General features: G+C 65.4%; 13 protein-coding genes and 1 pseudogene. 6 read left to right on the forward strand and 8 right to left on the reverse strand.

Features of this window, described 5'->3' with window-relative positions; genetic code table 11:
- Nucleotides 1–60 precede the first annotated feature (60 nt).
- Nucleotides 61–492, forward strand: a pseudogene (locus A5777_RS23890) (N-acetyltransferase); the annotation flags it as partial.
- A gap of 19 nt (nt 493–511) precedes the next feature.
- Here the strand turns inward: A5777_RS23890 and A5777_RS00010 are convergent.
- A complete protein-coding gene (locus A5777_RS00010) occupies nt 512–1,123 on the reverse strand; it encodes a peptide deformylase (RefSeq protein WP_005206699.1) in 612 nt (203 codons plus the stop codon).
- Nucleotides 1,124–1,379: 256 nt separating this feature from the next.
- Here A5777_RS00010 and A5777_RS00015 point away from each other — a divergent pair, with 256 nt between their 5' ends.
- From A5777_RS00015 to A5777_RS00035, 5 genes are all read left to right on the forward strand, one after another.
- On the forward strand, nt 1,380–1,748 hold the full coding sequence (locus A5777_RS00015) for a DUF3263 domain-containing protein (protein WP_005206698.1): 369 nt from the start codon (nt 1,380–1,382) through the stop codon (nt 1,746–1,748).
- Between the two features lie 45 nt (nt 1,749–1,793).
- Complete coding sequence (locus tag A5777_RS00020; protein ID WP_005206697.1) at nt 1,794–2,273, forward strand: LytR C-terminal domain-containing protein; 480 nt, start codon at nt 1,794–1,796, stop codon at nt 2,271–2,273.
- 70 nt (nt 2,274–2,343) lie between these two features.
- Nucleotides 2,344–3,018: a superoxide dismutase[Cu-Zn] gene (sodC, locus tag A5777_RS00025; RefSeq protein ID WP_005206696.1), complete on the forward strand. Its 675-nt coding sequence runs from the start codon at nt 2,344–2,346 to the stop codon at nt 3,016–3,018.
- 53 nt (nt 3,019–3,071) lie between these two features.
- Nucleotides 3,072–4,202, forward strand: a complete 1,131-nt coding sequence (locus A5777_RS00030) for a glutamate--cysteine ligase (RefSeq protein WP_005206695.1) — start codon at nt 3,072–3,074, stop codon at nt 4,200–4,202.
- 170 nt (nt 4,203–4,372) lie between these two features.
- A complete protein-coding gene (locus A5777_RS00035; RefSeq protein WP_005206694.1) occupies nt 4,373–5,110 on the forward strand; it encodes a hypothetical protein in 738 nt (245 codons plus the stop codon).
- Nucleotides 5,111–5,139: 29 nt separating this feature from the next.
- On the opposite strand, the gene A5777_RS00040 is transcribed toward A5777_RS00035, so the two are convergent.
- From A5777_RS00040 to A5777_RS00070, 7 genes are all read right to left on the reverse strand, one after another.
- Nucleotides 5,140–7,455 carry a diguanylate cyclase gene (locus tag A5777_RS00040; RefSeq protein ID WP_231894885.1) on the reverse strand — a complete coding sequence of 772 codons (2,316 nt, stop codon included), beginning with the start codon at nt 7,453–7,455 and terminating at the stop codon, nt 5,140–5,142.
- Nucleotides 7,456–7,580: 125 nt separating this feature from the next.
- On the reverse strand, nt 7,581–7,913 hold the full coding sequence (gene mnhG, locus A5777_RS00045; RefSeq protein ID WP_005206692.1) for a monovalent cation/H(+) antiporter subunit G: 333 nt from the start codon (nt 7,911–7,913) through the stop codon (nt 7,581–7,583).
- A 13-nt stretch (nt 7,914–7,926) separates the two neighbouring features.
- Nucleotides 7,927–8,190, reverse strand: a complete 264-nt coding sequence (locus tag A5777_RS00050; protein WP_005206691.1) for a monovalent cation/H+ antiporter complex subunit F — start codon at nt 8,188–8,190, stop codon at nt 7,927–7,929.
- Nucleotides 8,187–9,005 (reverse strand): Na+/H+ antiporter subunit E, encoded by an 819-nt coding sequence (locus A5777_RS00055; protein WP_064861226.1) that lies wholly within the window; start codon nt 9,003–9,005, stop codon nt 8,187–8,189. The genes A5777_RS00050 and A5777_RS00055 overlap by 4 nt, the downstream gene beginning before the upstream one ends.
- Nucleotides 9,002–10,609, reverse strand: a complete 1,608-nt coding sequence (locus A5777_RS00060; protein WP_005206689.1) for a Na+/H+ antiporter subunit D — start codon at nt 10,607–10,609, stop codon at nt 9,002–9,004. Before A5777_RS00060 ends, A5777_RS00055 begins: the two co-directional genes overlap by 4 nt.
- Nucleotides 10,606–11,295, reverse strand: a complete 690-nt coding sequence (locus tag A5777_RS00065; RefSeq protein WP_005206688.1) for a Na(+)/H(+) antiporter subunit C — start codon at nt 11,293–11,295, stop codon at nt 10,606–10,608. The genes A5777_RS00060 and A5777_RS00065 overlap by 4 nt, the downstream gene beginning before the upstream one ends.
- Entirely contained in the window at nt 11,292–14,216 is a 2,925-nt protein-coding gene (locus A5777_RS00070) for a Na+/H+ antiporter subunit A (RefSeq protein ID WP_064861227.1), read from the reverse strand. Before A5777_RS00070 ends, A5777_RS00065 begins: the two co-directional genes overlap by 4 nt.
- Nucleotides 14,217–14,220 lie beyond the last annotated feature (4 nt).

Consider the following 14,220-nt stretch of genomic DNA (forward strand, 5'->3'; position numbering starts at 1 on the left):
CGCACGTCTTCGTCACCCACCTGCACCCCGACCCATCGACCCCCACCGACGGGACACGCGATGAGCGAGCAACCCTCGAGTCCCGATCCGGCACGTCTTCCCCCTGCACGTCTGCCCCCTGCACGTCTTCCCACCGACGCCTACCCCGGCGACCGCGTCGTCGTGCGGTATCTGCTCGGCGACGCGACACCCGCAGACTGGCGGCACTCACCGAATCCGGCTCCCGCGTCGACGGCAGCGCCCACGATGTCCGACGTCACGGGGTTTCTGGTGGAACGCCCCGATACCGAACGCACCGATGCCGAATGCACCGATACCGAACGCCCCGATACCGGGGACCTCGACTCGACGCTGCTGATCGAACGCGACGGAACGGTCGAGTCCATCCCCCGCGAGTCGGTCGTGTCGATTCGCCTCCTGTCGGCACAACCGGTGCGCAACAGCGCGATTCGCGACCTCGAGCATGCAGCGGCGCTCGCATGGCCGGGCGTCGGGGTCGGGGTCGGGGGGGTCAGTCGACGTCGTCGTGGCCGAACGGGTCGGCCTGCTCGCCGGGGATCCAGGCCACGCCGGGAATGCCCCACTTGTGCTTCTTGATGGCCTTCTTGGCGGCGCGGGCGTTGCGTCCGATCAAGACGTCGACGTAGAGGAAGCCGTCGAGGTGTCCGGTCTCGTGCTGCAGCATGCGGGCGAAGAATCCGTTGCCCTCGATGACGACCTCGTCGCCGTTGCGGTCGACGCCGGTGACCCGCGCCCACTCGGCACGGCCGGTGGGGAACTGCTCGCCGGGCACCGACAGGCAGCCTTCTTCGTCGTCGTCGGGATCCGGCATGGTTTCCGGGATCTCCGACGTCTCGAGGACGGGATTGATCACCTCGCCCCGTCGCCGGGCCGAGGCGCGACCCGCGTCGCCGTCGGGACAGTCGTAGACGAACATCCGTTTGCCGACGCCCACCTGGTTGGCGGCGAGGCCGACGCCGTGCGCGGCGTCCATGGTTTCGTACATGTCGTCGAGGAGGGTGACGATCTCGTCAGACGGACGACCGTCGTCGTCGAGTTCGACCAACTCGGTCTGCTGGTGCAGGACCGGCTCGCCGACGATGCAGATCGGAAGCACAGACATGAGTGAAAAGCCTACTGCGCGCGGATGACGGCGACTGCCCTGGGCCTTCTGTGCTCGGCTCGATAAGAGCGACCGAACCGGGCGAGTCACACGCGGTTGACCGCTTGCGGGCGTGGTTAGATGGTCACGAACCACATCGGTGTCATTCGACGGTCAGCGCACTCGTAGCCCGAGTTCTGTCACCGGAGTGGTACGCCGATTGACCCCGTCGAGGAGCCGACGCGGGTAGGGCCGGAGGCGAGCGTGAGGGAGCAAGATGGACGGCGCAGCAGCGCGTAGTCGCAAGCACGGTGATCAACCCGAGAACGCACCCGAACCGACAACGCAGAGTGCGGCCGGCCAATCCGTCGATCCTCACGAGGTGGGTCCGGATGGTCTGTCGCGACGCGAGCACGACATCCTGGCGTTCGAGCGTCAGTGGTGGAAGTACGCGGGGGCCAAGGAAGAAGCGATCAAAGAGCTGTTCGGTCTGTCGGCAACGCGGTACTACCAGGTCCTCAACGCGCTCGTCGATCGTCCGGAGTCGCTCGCTGCCGACCCGATGCTGGTGAAGCGTCTGCGGCGGCTGCGGGCATCGCGTCAGAAGGCCCGTGCAGCGCGGCGGCTCGGCTTCGACATCACGTAGCGCTGAGCGCGGTTGCCCGCCGCGTGTGCGTTAAGGTCATCGGTGATGAATGCTGATCGCGAGCCCAATCGCCTTCCCTTGCGGGCCGGGGCCATGCTGCTCCTCGCGGTGGCTGTCGTGTTCGTCGGACTCGGCTGGCACTCCGCTGCGACGTCGGGACAGAGTCCGGAAGAAGGCCTCCGCGACGCCCAGGCGAGCGTTGCCACCACGTCGACTCCCGCGTCGTCGTCTGCCACGAGCGCCTCGACAAGCGAGCGTCTCTGCGTGATCAACGCCGGGTCGGTCTCTGGTCTGGCATCGGAGGTCACCGACGACCTCAAGGCCAAGGGCTTCACCATGTCCAGCCCGTCCAACTACGACGGCGGCAGCTTCACCGAGAACACCATCCTCTACCGTGACTCGTCGCAGAAGGCGGAAGCACAGAAGGTGGCGACCGCGCTGGGTTCGAGTCCCAGTGTCGAGCAGCGCCCGTCGTCGTTCACGATGTGCCGGGACGGTATCGCTGTGGTGGTGGTCACCCGATGAGTTCTGGCACGGCAAGACTCTTCACCCGACTTTGTTCACTCGACGGCCCAACGGATCTCTAGGAGCTTTCATGACCACCGGCAATTCGACACTTGGCTCGAAGACCCTGCGCAGCGTGCTCGCGCTCGGTGCTGCGGGCGCCATCGCCGCGGCACTTGCCGGCTGTACTCCCGACGAGCCACGGTCGGACACCCCCGGCACCACGCCGTCGGTCGTGACCGGCAATCAGGCACCTCCCGGATCTGTCGACGACGCCGACAACATCCCGAACTCGGCCAAGGAGTCGGCGACCGCCCAACTCAAGGACACCAAGGGTCAGACCGTCGGCACCGCGACGTTCACGCCGAGCGGATCGTCGCTGCGCGTCGACGTGAAGGTCAGCAACGGCATCGCGGCGGGCTTCCACGGCATGCACATCCACGAGAACGGTGTGTGCGAGGCGAGCGGTTCGACGCCGTTCTCGTCGGCGGGCGGCCACCTGCAGGTCGACGGTCACACCGGTCATCCTTCGAGCGGCGACCTCGTGTCCATCAACGTGCTTGCCGACGGCACCGGCGAGACCGTGACCACGACTGACTCGGTGAACCTCAATCAGGTCGCAGGCAAGTCGATCATCATCCACGAGAAGCCCGACAACTTCGCGAACATCCCGACTCGCTACGCACCGGTGCCCGACGCCGAGACGATGAAGACCGGCGACGCGGGCTCACGCCTGGCATGCGGCGTCATCTCCGTCGAGGGCTGACGCGACACCGGTACCGGTCTGACCGGCACCGGTCTGAGCGGAAGGCCTGATCGATGCCGAAGATCATCCCGATCGAGTTCTCCGGTTCGCCGACGCCGACGCTGGGCGTCGAGTGGGAGTTCGCACTCACCGACAAGGTGTCCGGTGATCTGTCGAACTCGGCGGCAGAGCTGTTCGCCGAGGTCGGTCGCCGTGCCCCCGACCGAGCGGGCAAGGTCCACAAGGAGTTGCTGCGCAACACCGTCGAATTGGTGACCGGTGTGAGTACGACGACGCGTGAGGCGATCGACGACCTCTCGGCAACACTCGACGTCGTGCGGTCGGTCACCGACAGACTCGGCGTCGACCTCTACGGCGCCGGAACGCATCCGTTCGCGGAGTGGTCGACGCAGTTGCTCACCGAGGGGCACCGGTACGCGGAGTTGATCAATCGCACCCAGTGGTGGGGTAGGCAGATGCTGATCTGGGGTGTCCACGTGCACGTGGGTATCGACCGACGCGACAAGGTGCTGCCGATTCTCACGTCGCTGCTCAACTACTATCCGCACCTCCTCGCGCTCTCGTCGTCGTCTCCGATGTGGTCGGGTCAGGACACCGGCTACGCGAGCAACCGCGCCATGATGTTCCAGCAGTTGCCCACTGCGGGTCTGCCGTTTCAGTTCCAGACCTGGCACGAGTTCGAGGCGTTCGTCGCCGATCAGAAGACCACAGGAATCATCGACCACCTCAACGAGATCCGGTGGGACATCCGCCCCTCACCGCACCTGGGCACCATCGAGGTGCGGGTGTGCGACGGGATGACGAATCTGGTGGAGCTCTCGGCGATCGTCGCGCTCATCCACTGTCTCGTCGTCGATCTCGATCGTCGGCTGTCGGCGGGTGAAGAGCTCCCGCATATGGCGCCGTGGCTGGTGCAGGAGAACAAGTGGCGCGCCGCGCGCTACGGCCTCGAGGCCATCGTCATTCTCGATTCCGACTGCGATGAGCGGCTTGTCACCGACGACCTCACCGTGTTGCTCAAACGACTTGAGCCGATCGCCGAGGAACTCGGGTGCATCGACGAACTCGCGCGCGTGATCGACATCGTCGATCACGGAGCCAGCTACCAGCGACAGCGCAGCGTCCACGAGCACACCGGCGACATGCGTGCCGTGGTTGCATCGGTGGTGTCGGAACTGGATTGAGAATGCGCGCGTGACAATGCGCGCCGTTCACAATTGTTGCGAAAATGTCATTTGCGTACGGAGTGTGTGCCGTTGGATCTCGCGGGTAATTGATTTCACTTGCCGCTTTCCGGTAGGAAACCGGCACAATCAGAGGGTCGTCTCATCTCGCCCCCTGAAGGAAATCAGCCATGCCAGCTGTCCTGCCCTTGTCGAGCCCTGCCCCGAACATCCCCGGCCTGCTCGATCCGATCGTCGTCTCCGACGTCACCAGCGATGCAAGGATGATCGTCGCATCGCCGAGTATCGTCCCCGACCTCTGGCGCCAATACCTCGACGGCGCTCACGCCGCGTACTCGGCGCGTGGCGTCGACGACGCACTCGACTACGACGCGATTTGCGACGGTTCGAGCACTACGGTGTTCTGCGCGGTGATCAATTCCGCGGGTGATGTGGTCGGTGGGCTGCGGGTTCAGGGGCCGTATACGCTGCCGCATCAGTCGCATGCGGTCTCCGAATGGGACGGTCAACCGGGACAGTCGGCGCTGATCAGAGCGATCGGCGCGCGCCTTGCCGGAGGGCTGATCGAGGTGAAATCGGCGTTCGTCGATCCGACGTCGGTCGACGCAGCGGCGGCCGCGGGCTTTCTCGCTCGCACACCGTTGATCGTGATGGCGGCGACGGACACCCGACACATGCTCGCCACGGCGGCCGACTATGTGCTTGCCAGGTGGGAGTCGGGTGGCGGTCGGGTGGATACCGGCATTCCGTTCACGCCGTATCCGGACGAAAGGTATCGCACGCAGGCCATGTTCTGGGACCGCGATGCACTTGCGCGTCATGCGGAACCCGCGGTGTGGAGAACAATGTGCGCGGAATTCCGGCAAATCTCCCACGTATTCGATGCGGATTCCGTCGATGTCGCGTGAGCGATTACGACGACGCTATTCGGACGACGCTATTCGGAAGCGAGCGGCCTACCGGTCGTCGGTCGCTCGCTTGTGCTCTCGGTGAAGACCGCGGCGAACACATCGGGGGTGAGTTCGTTCCACTGCATCTCGTGGTATTCGCGCTCGGCCAGAATCATGTGCTCGATGTCGAGGACGTAGCGTCCGGACACGACCGGACGTCCGCACACGATGTTGCGGGCAGCCGCGGCCGCGAGGCCGCCTGACATCGCAGCGGTCGAGCCGAGCTGCGGCCAGGACGCTAGACTCCGACCGACCTGACCCGCGGAGAACGCCATCCGCGACGTCAGATTGTCGCCGACGATCGCCATCGCCATGTCGAGTCGCTGCGTCGGGTCGGCAGCGTCGGCGGGGCTGAAGTTCTCGCCGCGTCCGTGGAAGATCGGGTGCTCGGGATCGAGATCGTATCGCTCGATGTCGAGCATCACGTTCTCGCCGATGTCGGTGACGCTGACCACCGGAATGCGTGCTGCGCGAGCGCGTCGACGCATGTCGATCTTCATCGCGACGTCGTCGATCTCCTCGATGATCACCGAGACCGGCTTGCCCGTCGCCACTCCGAGGAATTCGTCGGCCACGTCGGTCGAGTAGCCGTGCGCGAACCGGGTCACCGACGAGTACGGATCACCCTCGAGGATGCGGCGTTCGGCGATGTCGATCTTGGAGAGTCCGACGTCGCAGATCGACGCCGACATGCGGTTGAGGTTGGTCGGTGAGAGGCGATCAGAGTCGGCGATGTGGAAATCGCGGGCACCGGTCAGCGCGCACGAGGCCAGCGCCGACGAGCCGACGGACAGGCCCGCGACGGCGACCGTCGCGCCATGCCACCTCTCCTGCTCGGAGCCGGTGAGCAGGAATCGGTTACGCGCTGTTTTGAGTCTGTAGAACAGTTCGGCGTCGGGCATTCGGACGACAGTGTTGCGCCAGTCGATCAGGACGTACCGTGTGTGGTCGTCGACGACGGCGGGGTCGTCGAAGTCGACGAGGCTGTGTGGTGAGGACCCCGGCTCGATGTGCTCGAGCGCGTCGAGCGCGCGGAGTTCTTCGATCGCCGAGGGCCACATGTCGACCAGTTCGCGATGTGACGCGTCGGTGAGCTGCGCGATCCGCGCGGCGTCGTAGTAGGGGTGCAGGATCTCGATCATGGACTCTCTTCTCGTCCGCACGCGGCTGATGGCGGTGGCATCCGCGAGTTCGCGCGGTGTGCTGGGACCAGGGATGGCCGGAGGGGTAGACGCAGGACCTGGCCGCGTCGCCGCTGTATCGGCGGCGCGCCAGCTGAATTCGGCGATAGACGAGACGACCGACCGGTTTCTACCGAGGTGCTTTGCGGCGTAGAGAAGGTGGTCGGCCGGAGCGACGAGCTGGTCGAGGCCTTGAGACGTCTGTGCGGAGTCGTCGTCGTAGAGTTCCTCGGGGTCGGCGGTCACGCCGCCGACGCTGATCGTGACTCCCGCGTGTGCGTGAACGGTGAGACACAGCCGTGCAGCGATGTCGCGCAGTTGCGCCTCGTCGTCGACGATCGTCAACACGGTGAACTCCTCGCCGCCCGTTCTCGCGACCAGAGCGTCGTCGGGGACGTTGTCGCGCAGCAGTGTCGTCACATCGACGAGGATCGCGTCGCCTGCGGCGTGACCGTGGGCGTCGTTGATGCGTTTGAAGTGGTCTATGTCGATGACGAGCATCGCGATGCTTCTGCCTGCCCGGTGGGCCGAGCGGAACATCGCTGCCGCGCCGTCGAAGAGGCCTCGCCTGTTGAGGGCCCCGGTGAGGGGATCGGTGATGCTCAGTCTCGCCTGCTCCGCGAGCAACGACATCAGGGTGCGCCGCAGCATCGTGACCATGATCGTCGGGACCGCGATCGCCATCAGAACCGCGCCACCCCCGACGGCCAGAGCGGTCAGCGATGTGGCACGTGCGGCCATGACCGCGCACGCGAGAGCCATTGCCGCGACAACGAAACTGACCACGAGACGTTGCGGCGATGCCATGGCGGTGAGGGCGGGTACCGCGGCGATCAGGACGAGTACGGCTATCGCCGAGCCATCGTCGGCGATGACGGCCGCAGAAGCCGCGATGCCCAGCATTCCGCCGAAACCGTCGAGCGTGAATTGCCGGTCGGTGAGCTTGCCGGCGCGGATCGTGAGCGCAACCGAGAAGAGCGTGAAAACCCCGACGAGAACCAATACCCAGTGTGTGCCGGGCATGAGGAAGGAATCCGACGAGAGCCCGAATGCGATGAGTGGGACAGCACCGACCTGGCTGCACACCATCGCGAGCGAGCGCTGATCAAACCGCTTCGCCACCGACGCCACTCCTTCACCTCCGCGTGCTCATCGTTCGCGCGGATGGCGCGAGGACGAATCCCCCCCACATAATTGTGACCGAACACTGTGTAGGAAGCGACGCTTCACAGGTGATTGTGACGAGATCAGTCGATATCGCCCCGGTCCAAACGTTCTTTCGCGATCAATCCGTCCTGGGCACGTTGTTCCTGGTATACCAATCGGCCTATTCTATGCGCGATCACCGGTGCCGTGATGATTGCGAAGAGGCCGGCGAGAATCAACATTCCCACGTCGACGTTGTCGCCGAGTTGGATGATCGCTCCCAGGAGGATCTGCAACAGTCCGAACGTCTGGGGCTTGGTCGCCGCGTGCATTCGACTCAACGTGTCGGGGAACCGGAACACCCCGAGCGCCGCGGTGAACGCCATCAGTGCACCGAGGATGAGGAAGACCGAGCTGACGATGTCGACGATCATGGTCGTTGCCCCCTCATGTCTGGTCGTCCCGAACTCGGAAGCGGGCGATCGCGATCGATCCGACGAAGCTGAGGAGCGCGAGCGCGACGACGCCGGGTACCACGGTGGTGTCGCCGCTGTAGGCAGCCCACACGGCGAGACCGCACATCGCGAGCGCGATGAGTGTGTCGAGCGCGACGAGGCGGTCGAGGGTTGTCGGTCCCATCAGCGCACGGGCAGCGGTCAGCACGGCAGCGACGAGCAGTAGCGCGGCCACGATCACCCAGACGACGCTCATCGGTTCTGCTCCGCTTTGATCGACGCCCGCTCGGCGGTGCGTACGTGGTGATAGTCGTCGTCGATGCCGTGGTACGGGCTCGGATGCCATTCGCTATCGCGCTCGAATGCCTTGATGAACATTCGCTCGACAAACTCGATCTGCCGGTGGAACGCGCGCACCTTCTTGTCCGATCGGACGTCGAAGACGTGCACGTAGATCAGCCGACGACGGTGGTCGATTTCCAGCACCATGGTGCCGGGCACGAGATTGAGATAGTCGACGGCGAGAGTGAGCACCATGTCGGACTTGATTGCCACCCGCACTCGGATGACCGCGCCGAGCGGGCGGTAGCCGGGTCGGATCGCGGCCCATGCGACCTGCGCACTCGACACGAAGAAGTCGACGATCAGCCGTGCGACCAGCCACAGCACCGACACCGGGTGGATGCGACCCTCGACCGGCACCCGGGGCAGCGGCAACAGGATGGAGATGGCCAGCGCGAGCACGATGCCGCCGATGATGTTGGCCCACGACACCGTGCCCCACAGCAACACCCAGACGAAGGTGAGCCAGGCGAGAACCCAGAGTCGAACGGCCAGTTCACGGCCGTCGCCCGCGATGCGGCCGGGCAGGCGGATGTGTTCACGGAGCCACACGAACACGCGGACTGTGTTCCAGAAGATGAACAGTAGCGACACGCGCCACGCATTGACGAGGAACGACCTCACGGGCCCTTTTCCGGGCGCGCGTACCGCACCGGAGCTGCGACGCTGGGCTTGCTGAGCCGGGTCGTCCTTTCCGGGATCGCGCTTTTCGGGGTGTTCGTCCGTCATCTGTCACCTCCCAGCACGCTGACGATGTAGTTGTTGCGGTCGGTGATGTTGTCGGCGGCACTGTCGGTGAAGCGCAGAATCGGACCTGCCCAGAAGGTCAGCACGAGACCGGCTGCGACCATCAGCGCGGTCGGCACCACCATCGACGTCGGCATTCGGCCCACGTCTTCGCGGTCGTCGAACGAGATGTCGGCACGCTCGTCGATGAGGGCAGACGGTGCGCTGTCGGCGAGCTCGCCCTCGGGAGCGTCGGCACGCGGTCGCCAGAACGCCTTGGTCCACACACGGGCCATCACGTAGAGGGTCAACAGGCTGGTGATCACCGAACCGGCAACCAACAACCACGCGAGCACCGACCCGTCGCGTGTGCCCGCCTCGAGCAACCCGACCTTGCCGATGAACCCGGAGAACGGCGGGATACCGCCGAGGTTGAGCGCCGGGATCAGGAAGAGTCCTGCGAGCAGGGGGCTGGCGATCAGACCGCCGAGTCGGCGCAACGACGCAGAGCCCGCCTGTCGCTCGATCAGGCCGACGACCAGGAACAGCGTCGTCTGCACGAGAATGTGGTGCGCGACGTAGTAGATCGCCGCGGACAGTCCGAGTCGCGACGACAGCGCGATGCCGAAGATCATGTAGCCGATGTGCGACACGAGCGTGAACGACAACAGTCGCTTGATATCGGACTGCGCGATCGCACCGAAGATGCCGATCAGCATCGTCAGCAGGCCCGCGACCATGAGGATCGAGTCCATCGATCCGCCGGGGAACAGCAGCGTGTGTGTGCGCATGATCGCGTACACACCGACCTTGGTCAGCAAGCCTGCGAACACCGCGGTGACCGGCGCGGGGGCCGTGGGATACGAGTCGGGCAACCACGACGACAGTGGGAACACCGCGGCCTTGATACCGAATGCGACGAGGAGCACCGCGTAGAGCGCGTTGCGGGTGCCGTCGGCCACGGTATCGAGGCGCAGTGCCATCTCGGCGAGGTTGAGTGTGCCGGTCGTCGCGTACGCGAATGCGATGCCTGAGAGGAAGACCAGGGACGAGAGCATCGAGACCATCACGTACGAAGCCCCCGCACGCACGCGCTCGCCGCTGGCGCCCAGTGTGAGCAGTACGAAGCTCGCCGACAGCAGGATCTCGAACGAGACGAACAGGTTGAACAGGTCGCCTGCGAGGAAGGAGTTGCAGACGCCTGCGCACAGGATCAGGTAGGTCGGCAGGAAGATCGACACCGGCTGCTGCGACGTTCCGTCGCGGATGCCCTGCCCGATCGCGTAGCTCACCACGCACAGCAGCACGACCGTCGAGACGACCAGCATCAACGCGGCGAGCGGATCGACGACCAACGTGATCCCGAGCGGACCGTTCGGGTACCCCTTCGAGCCCCACCCGCCGATGTGGAGGGAGAAAGTCCCGTGTTCGTCGGTGAGGTAGAGCATCATGCCCGACGCGACGAGCGCGGTACCGATCGCGACGAGAGCGACGGCGCGCTGCAGGATCGGGCTGCGACCGGCGAGCAGTGTGATCGCGGCACCGAGCAGCGGTACGAGGGTCGGCAGCGTGATGAGAACCGGAATCCACGAGGGCTGGGGGATCATCGATCGTCTCCCGGCTGCGGTGGATCACGCGGGTCGGCCGTTCCGGGATAGGGCTTGTCCGGATCCTGCAGGTCGTTGCCGAGCGGCCACGTCATGTCGACCACGTCGAGGCCGGCCTCGGCGAGTTCGTCCTCTTCGCGCGAGACCTCGTCGACGACGTCGTCGTCTTCTGGCATGAGGTCGGTTTCGATCTTGGACCGGTGCAGTGCGGCGTACTCCTCGGGTGTCAGCGGGTTGCCTTCGTCGTCGAACAGGTCGCCGAGTGGTGTGTCGGCGCCGGTCTCGGGGTTGTCACTGCGGTCGCGGTCAGGTGCTGTCTGCAGGCTGGTGTTGAGCACCTTGAGGTCCTCGACGTCGTCTTCGACGTCGTCGTCGTCTCGGTTGAGGACGAACAGCCGGTAGACCATCGCGAGGATGAACGCGGCCACACCCATCGTGATGACGATCGCCGTGAGGACCATCGCCTGCGCGAGAGGGTCGGCGTCGTGCGTGCGGTGATCCGACGTCCTGCCGAGGATCGGCGGATTACCCGGAGGACCCGCGAGGGTGATGATCAGCAGGTTGATGCCGTTTCCGACGAGCAGCAGACCCAGCAGCATGCGGATCAGGCTGCGTTCCATCAGGAGATACGAGCCGCAGGCGGCGAGGACTGCGACGATGACCAGGAGTCCGAGGTTGACGCTCATCGGCTGACCTCCCCGGGTACGCGCATGACGGTGCCCGCCGGGACCGAGGTCTCGACGTCGAGGCGTGCGCCGAGGCTCCGCAGGATGTCGAGCACCAGGCCGACCACGATCAGGTAGATGCCGAGGTCGAAGAACAGTGCGGTGACGATCTTGACGTCGCCGAGCAGCGGCACCGTGACCTTGAGAACCGCAGACGAGAGCGCGGGCGCACCGAGCAGCATCGAGGTCGCCGCGGTGCCCGCGGAGATCAACAGTCCCGCACCGAGGAACTTGCCGGGTTCGATGGGCAGCGCCTCGCCGAGTTCGTAGCGGCCGCCCGCCAGATAGCGCAACACCAGGGCAAGACCCATCGTGAGGCCACCGGCGAACCCGCCGCCGGGAGCGTTGTGGCCGGCGAAGAAGAAGTAGACCGAGAGCACGACCATCGTCGGGAAGATCAGACGGGTTGTCGCCTCCAAGACCATCGACCGGTGGCGCGGGTCGCGGAACTCGCTGCCGCGCAGCCACGTCGTGCGGTCTGGTGGGATCGGGTCGTCGTCTTCGTCGTTCTGGCCGTTCGGGCCACCGTTGGGACCATTCGCGAGCATGCGTGCGGCGTCGGACACACGCGGCGCGGCACCGAATCTGCGGTTGCGGAACACCATCGACGCGACGCCGGTCGCCGCGACGATGAGCACGCTGATCTCGCCCATCGTGTCCCACGCGCGGATGTCGACGAGCAGTACGTTGACCGCATTGGCGCCGTGTCCCCACTTGTATGCGGCCTCGGGGATGTCGACCGAGACCGGCTGTGAATTGCGCGCGGCAGCGGCGAAGAGTCCGATGACCACGAGGCTCACACCGACCGCCGCGCCGATGAGCGCGCGAACCGCCTTGAACCTCGTCGCGTGGCGCGGTTCGGGTTCTGCGGGCAGCTTGCGCAGGACCAGCACGAAGATGACCAGGGTGAGCGTCTCGACGAGGAACTGGGTGAGCGCGAGGTCGGGGGTGCCGTAGAGCGCGAACAGCACGCCGCAGCCGTAGCCCGTGACACCGACGATCAGCGTCGCCGCGAGTCGGTTACGCAGCAGGACCGCTGCGAGCGCGGCCGCGGCCATGATCCCTCCGATCACCACCTCGATCGACGAGTCGAAACCGCGTGGCGAGAGTCGATCACGTGAACCGAGGAACAGCACCGTGATGGGCAGGATGATCGCGGTGCACATGATCACGCCCTGGGTGATGGGCAGTGAACCGCGCTGGGTGTTGCGAGTAAGCGTCAGCGAGAGTGTGTCGGCCGCGCGCAGCGTCGCGTCGTAGATGCGGTCGGCGTTGAGTAGCGGGCGGTAGCGGAACAGCATGTCGCGAAGGCGTCTGATCAGTAGGAACAGTGCTGCGCCGCCGACGATGACGATGATCGAGAAGACCACCGGTAAGCCGAAGCCGTGCCACATGCCCAGGTGTTCGATCTCGTGGCCGTACGACGGCAGGCTCTCGGCGTAGGGCTCGAAGGCCTCGCCGATCAGCGGACTCAGGAAAGCGGTGGCGACGCCGAGTACAGCCAGGATCGCCGGTGGCGTCTGGAACGCGACCGACGGCGGATGCATCTGTGCGACGACACGGCTCGGAAGCCTGCGCACCTTGCGGCCGAACGCGCCCCATAGGAAGCGGGTCGTGTACGCCATCGTGATGATCGATCCCGCCAGCAGCACGTAGTCGACCGTCTCCGCCTGCCAGTGCTGCAGCGAGCCGGTGTCCCAGATCGACGCGAACGCGGTCTCTTTGCCGACGAACCCCATGGTGAATGGCAGTCCGGCCATGCTCGCGCCCGCGATGGCGGCGATGACGGCGAGGACGGGTAGACGGTGTCCGAGGCGGGCCAGCTTGCGGATGTCGCGGGTACCCGTCGAGTGGTCGATGATGCCGACGACCATGAACAGCGCGGCTTTGAACATTGCGTGTGCCACCAGCATCGCCAGCGCGGCCATCGCGACGTTCGCATCGCCCATGCCGAACAGCACGGCGAGGAAGCCGAGCTGCGAGACCGTGCCGAACGCGAGGATGAGCTTGAGATCGAGTTCGCGCAGCGAACGCCAGCCACCGAGCACCATCGTGAAACAGCCGAGCCCGATCGTCATGACCTGCCAACTGGTGAGGCCCGAGAAGCCGGGTGCCAGCCGTCCGATCAGGTAGATGCCCGCCTTCACCATCGCTGCGGCGTGCAGGTATGCGCTGACCGGTGTCGGCGCTGCCATCGCACCGGGCAGCCAGAAGTGGAACGGGACGATCGCGGACTTGCTGACGGCGCCGATCAGCACCAGCACGATCGCGACGTCGACAAAGATGCCGCTCGACGGCGGGTGCGTAACGAGGTCGGAGAGCAGATACGACCCGGTGCGTTCGCCGAGCATGATGATGCCGACGAGCATCGCTAGTCCGCCGAGAGTGGTCACGAGCAGTGCCTGCGTCGCGGATCTACGCGAGGTGGCGCGGACGTGGTAGAAGCCGACGAGCATGAACGACAACACCGTGGTGAGCTCCCAGAAAATATAGAGCATCAGCATGTTGTCGCTGGCGACCAGACCGAACATCGCCGCGGCGAACGCGATCATCTCGCCACCGAAGATGGCGACCCGTGGGCGAGCGTCGTCGAAGTAATTGGCGCAGTAACAGAGCACGAGTGCCCCGACACCGAGGATCAGCACCGACATGATGGCCGTGAGCGTGTCGAAACGCATCACGAAATCCATCTGCAGCGTCGGGGCCCAGGTGACCGTCTCGACGCGAGGGGCGTCGTGCGCATGCGGCCAATTGAGGAAAACCCAGATCAGTCCGCCGAGCGGAGCCAACGCGAGTACGTAGAAACCCCTGGTGCCGAGCGCATGAACGATGGCGGGTGCGATGAGCGCACACACGGCCAACGCGGCCAACACCGAGATCAAAGGG

This window comes from Gordonia sp. 852002-10350_SCH5691597 (genome assembly GCF_001665715.1).
Classification (GTDB): Bacteria; Actinomycetota; Actinomycetes; order Mycobacteriales; family Mycobacteriaceae; genus Gordonia; species Gordonia sputi.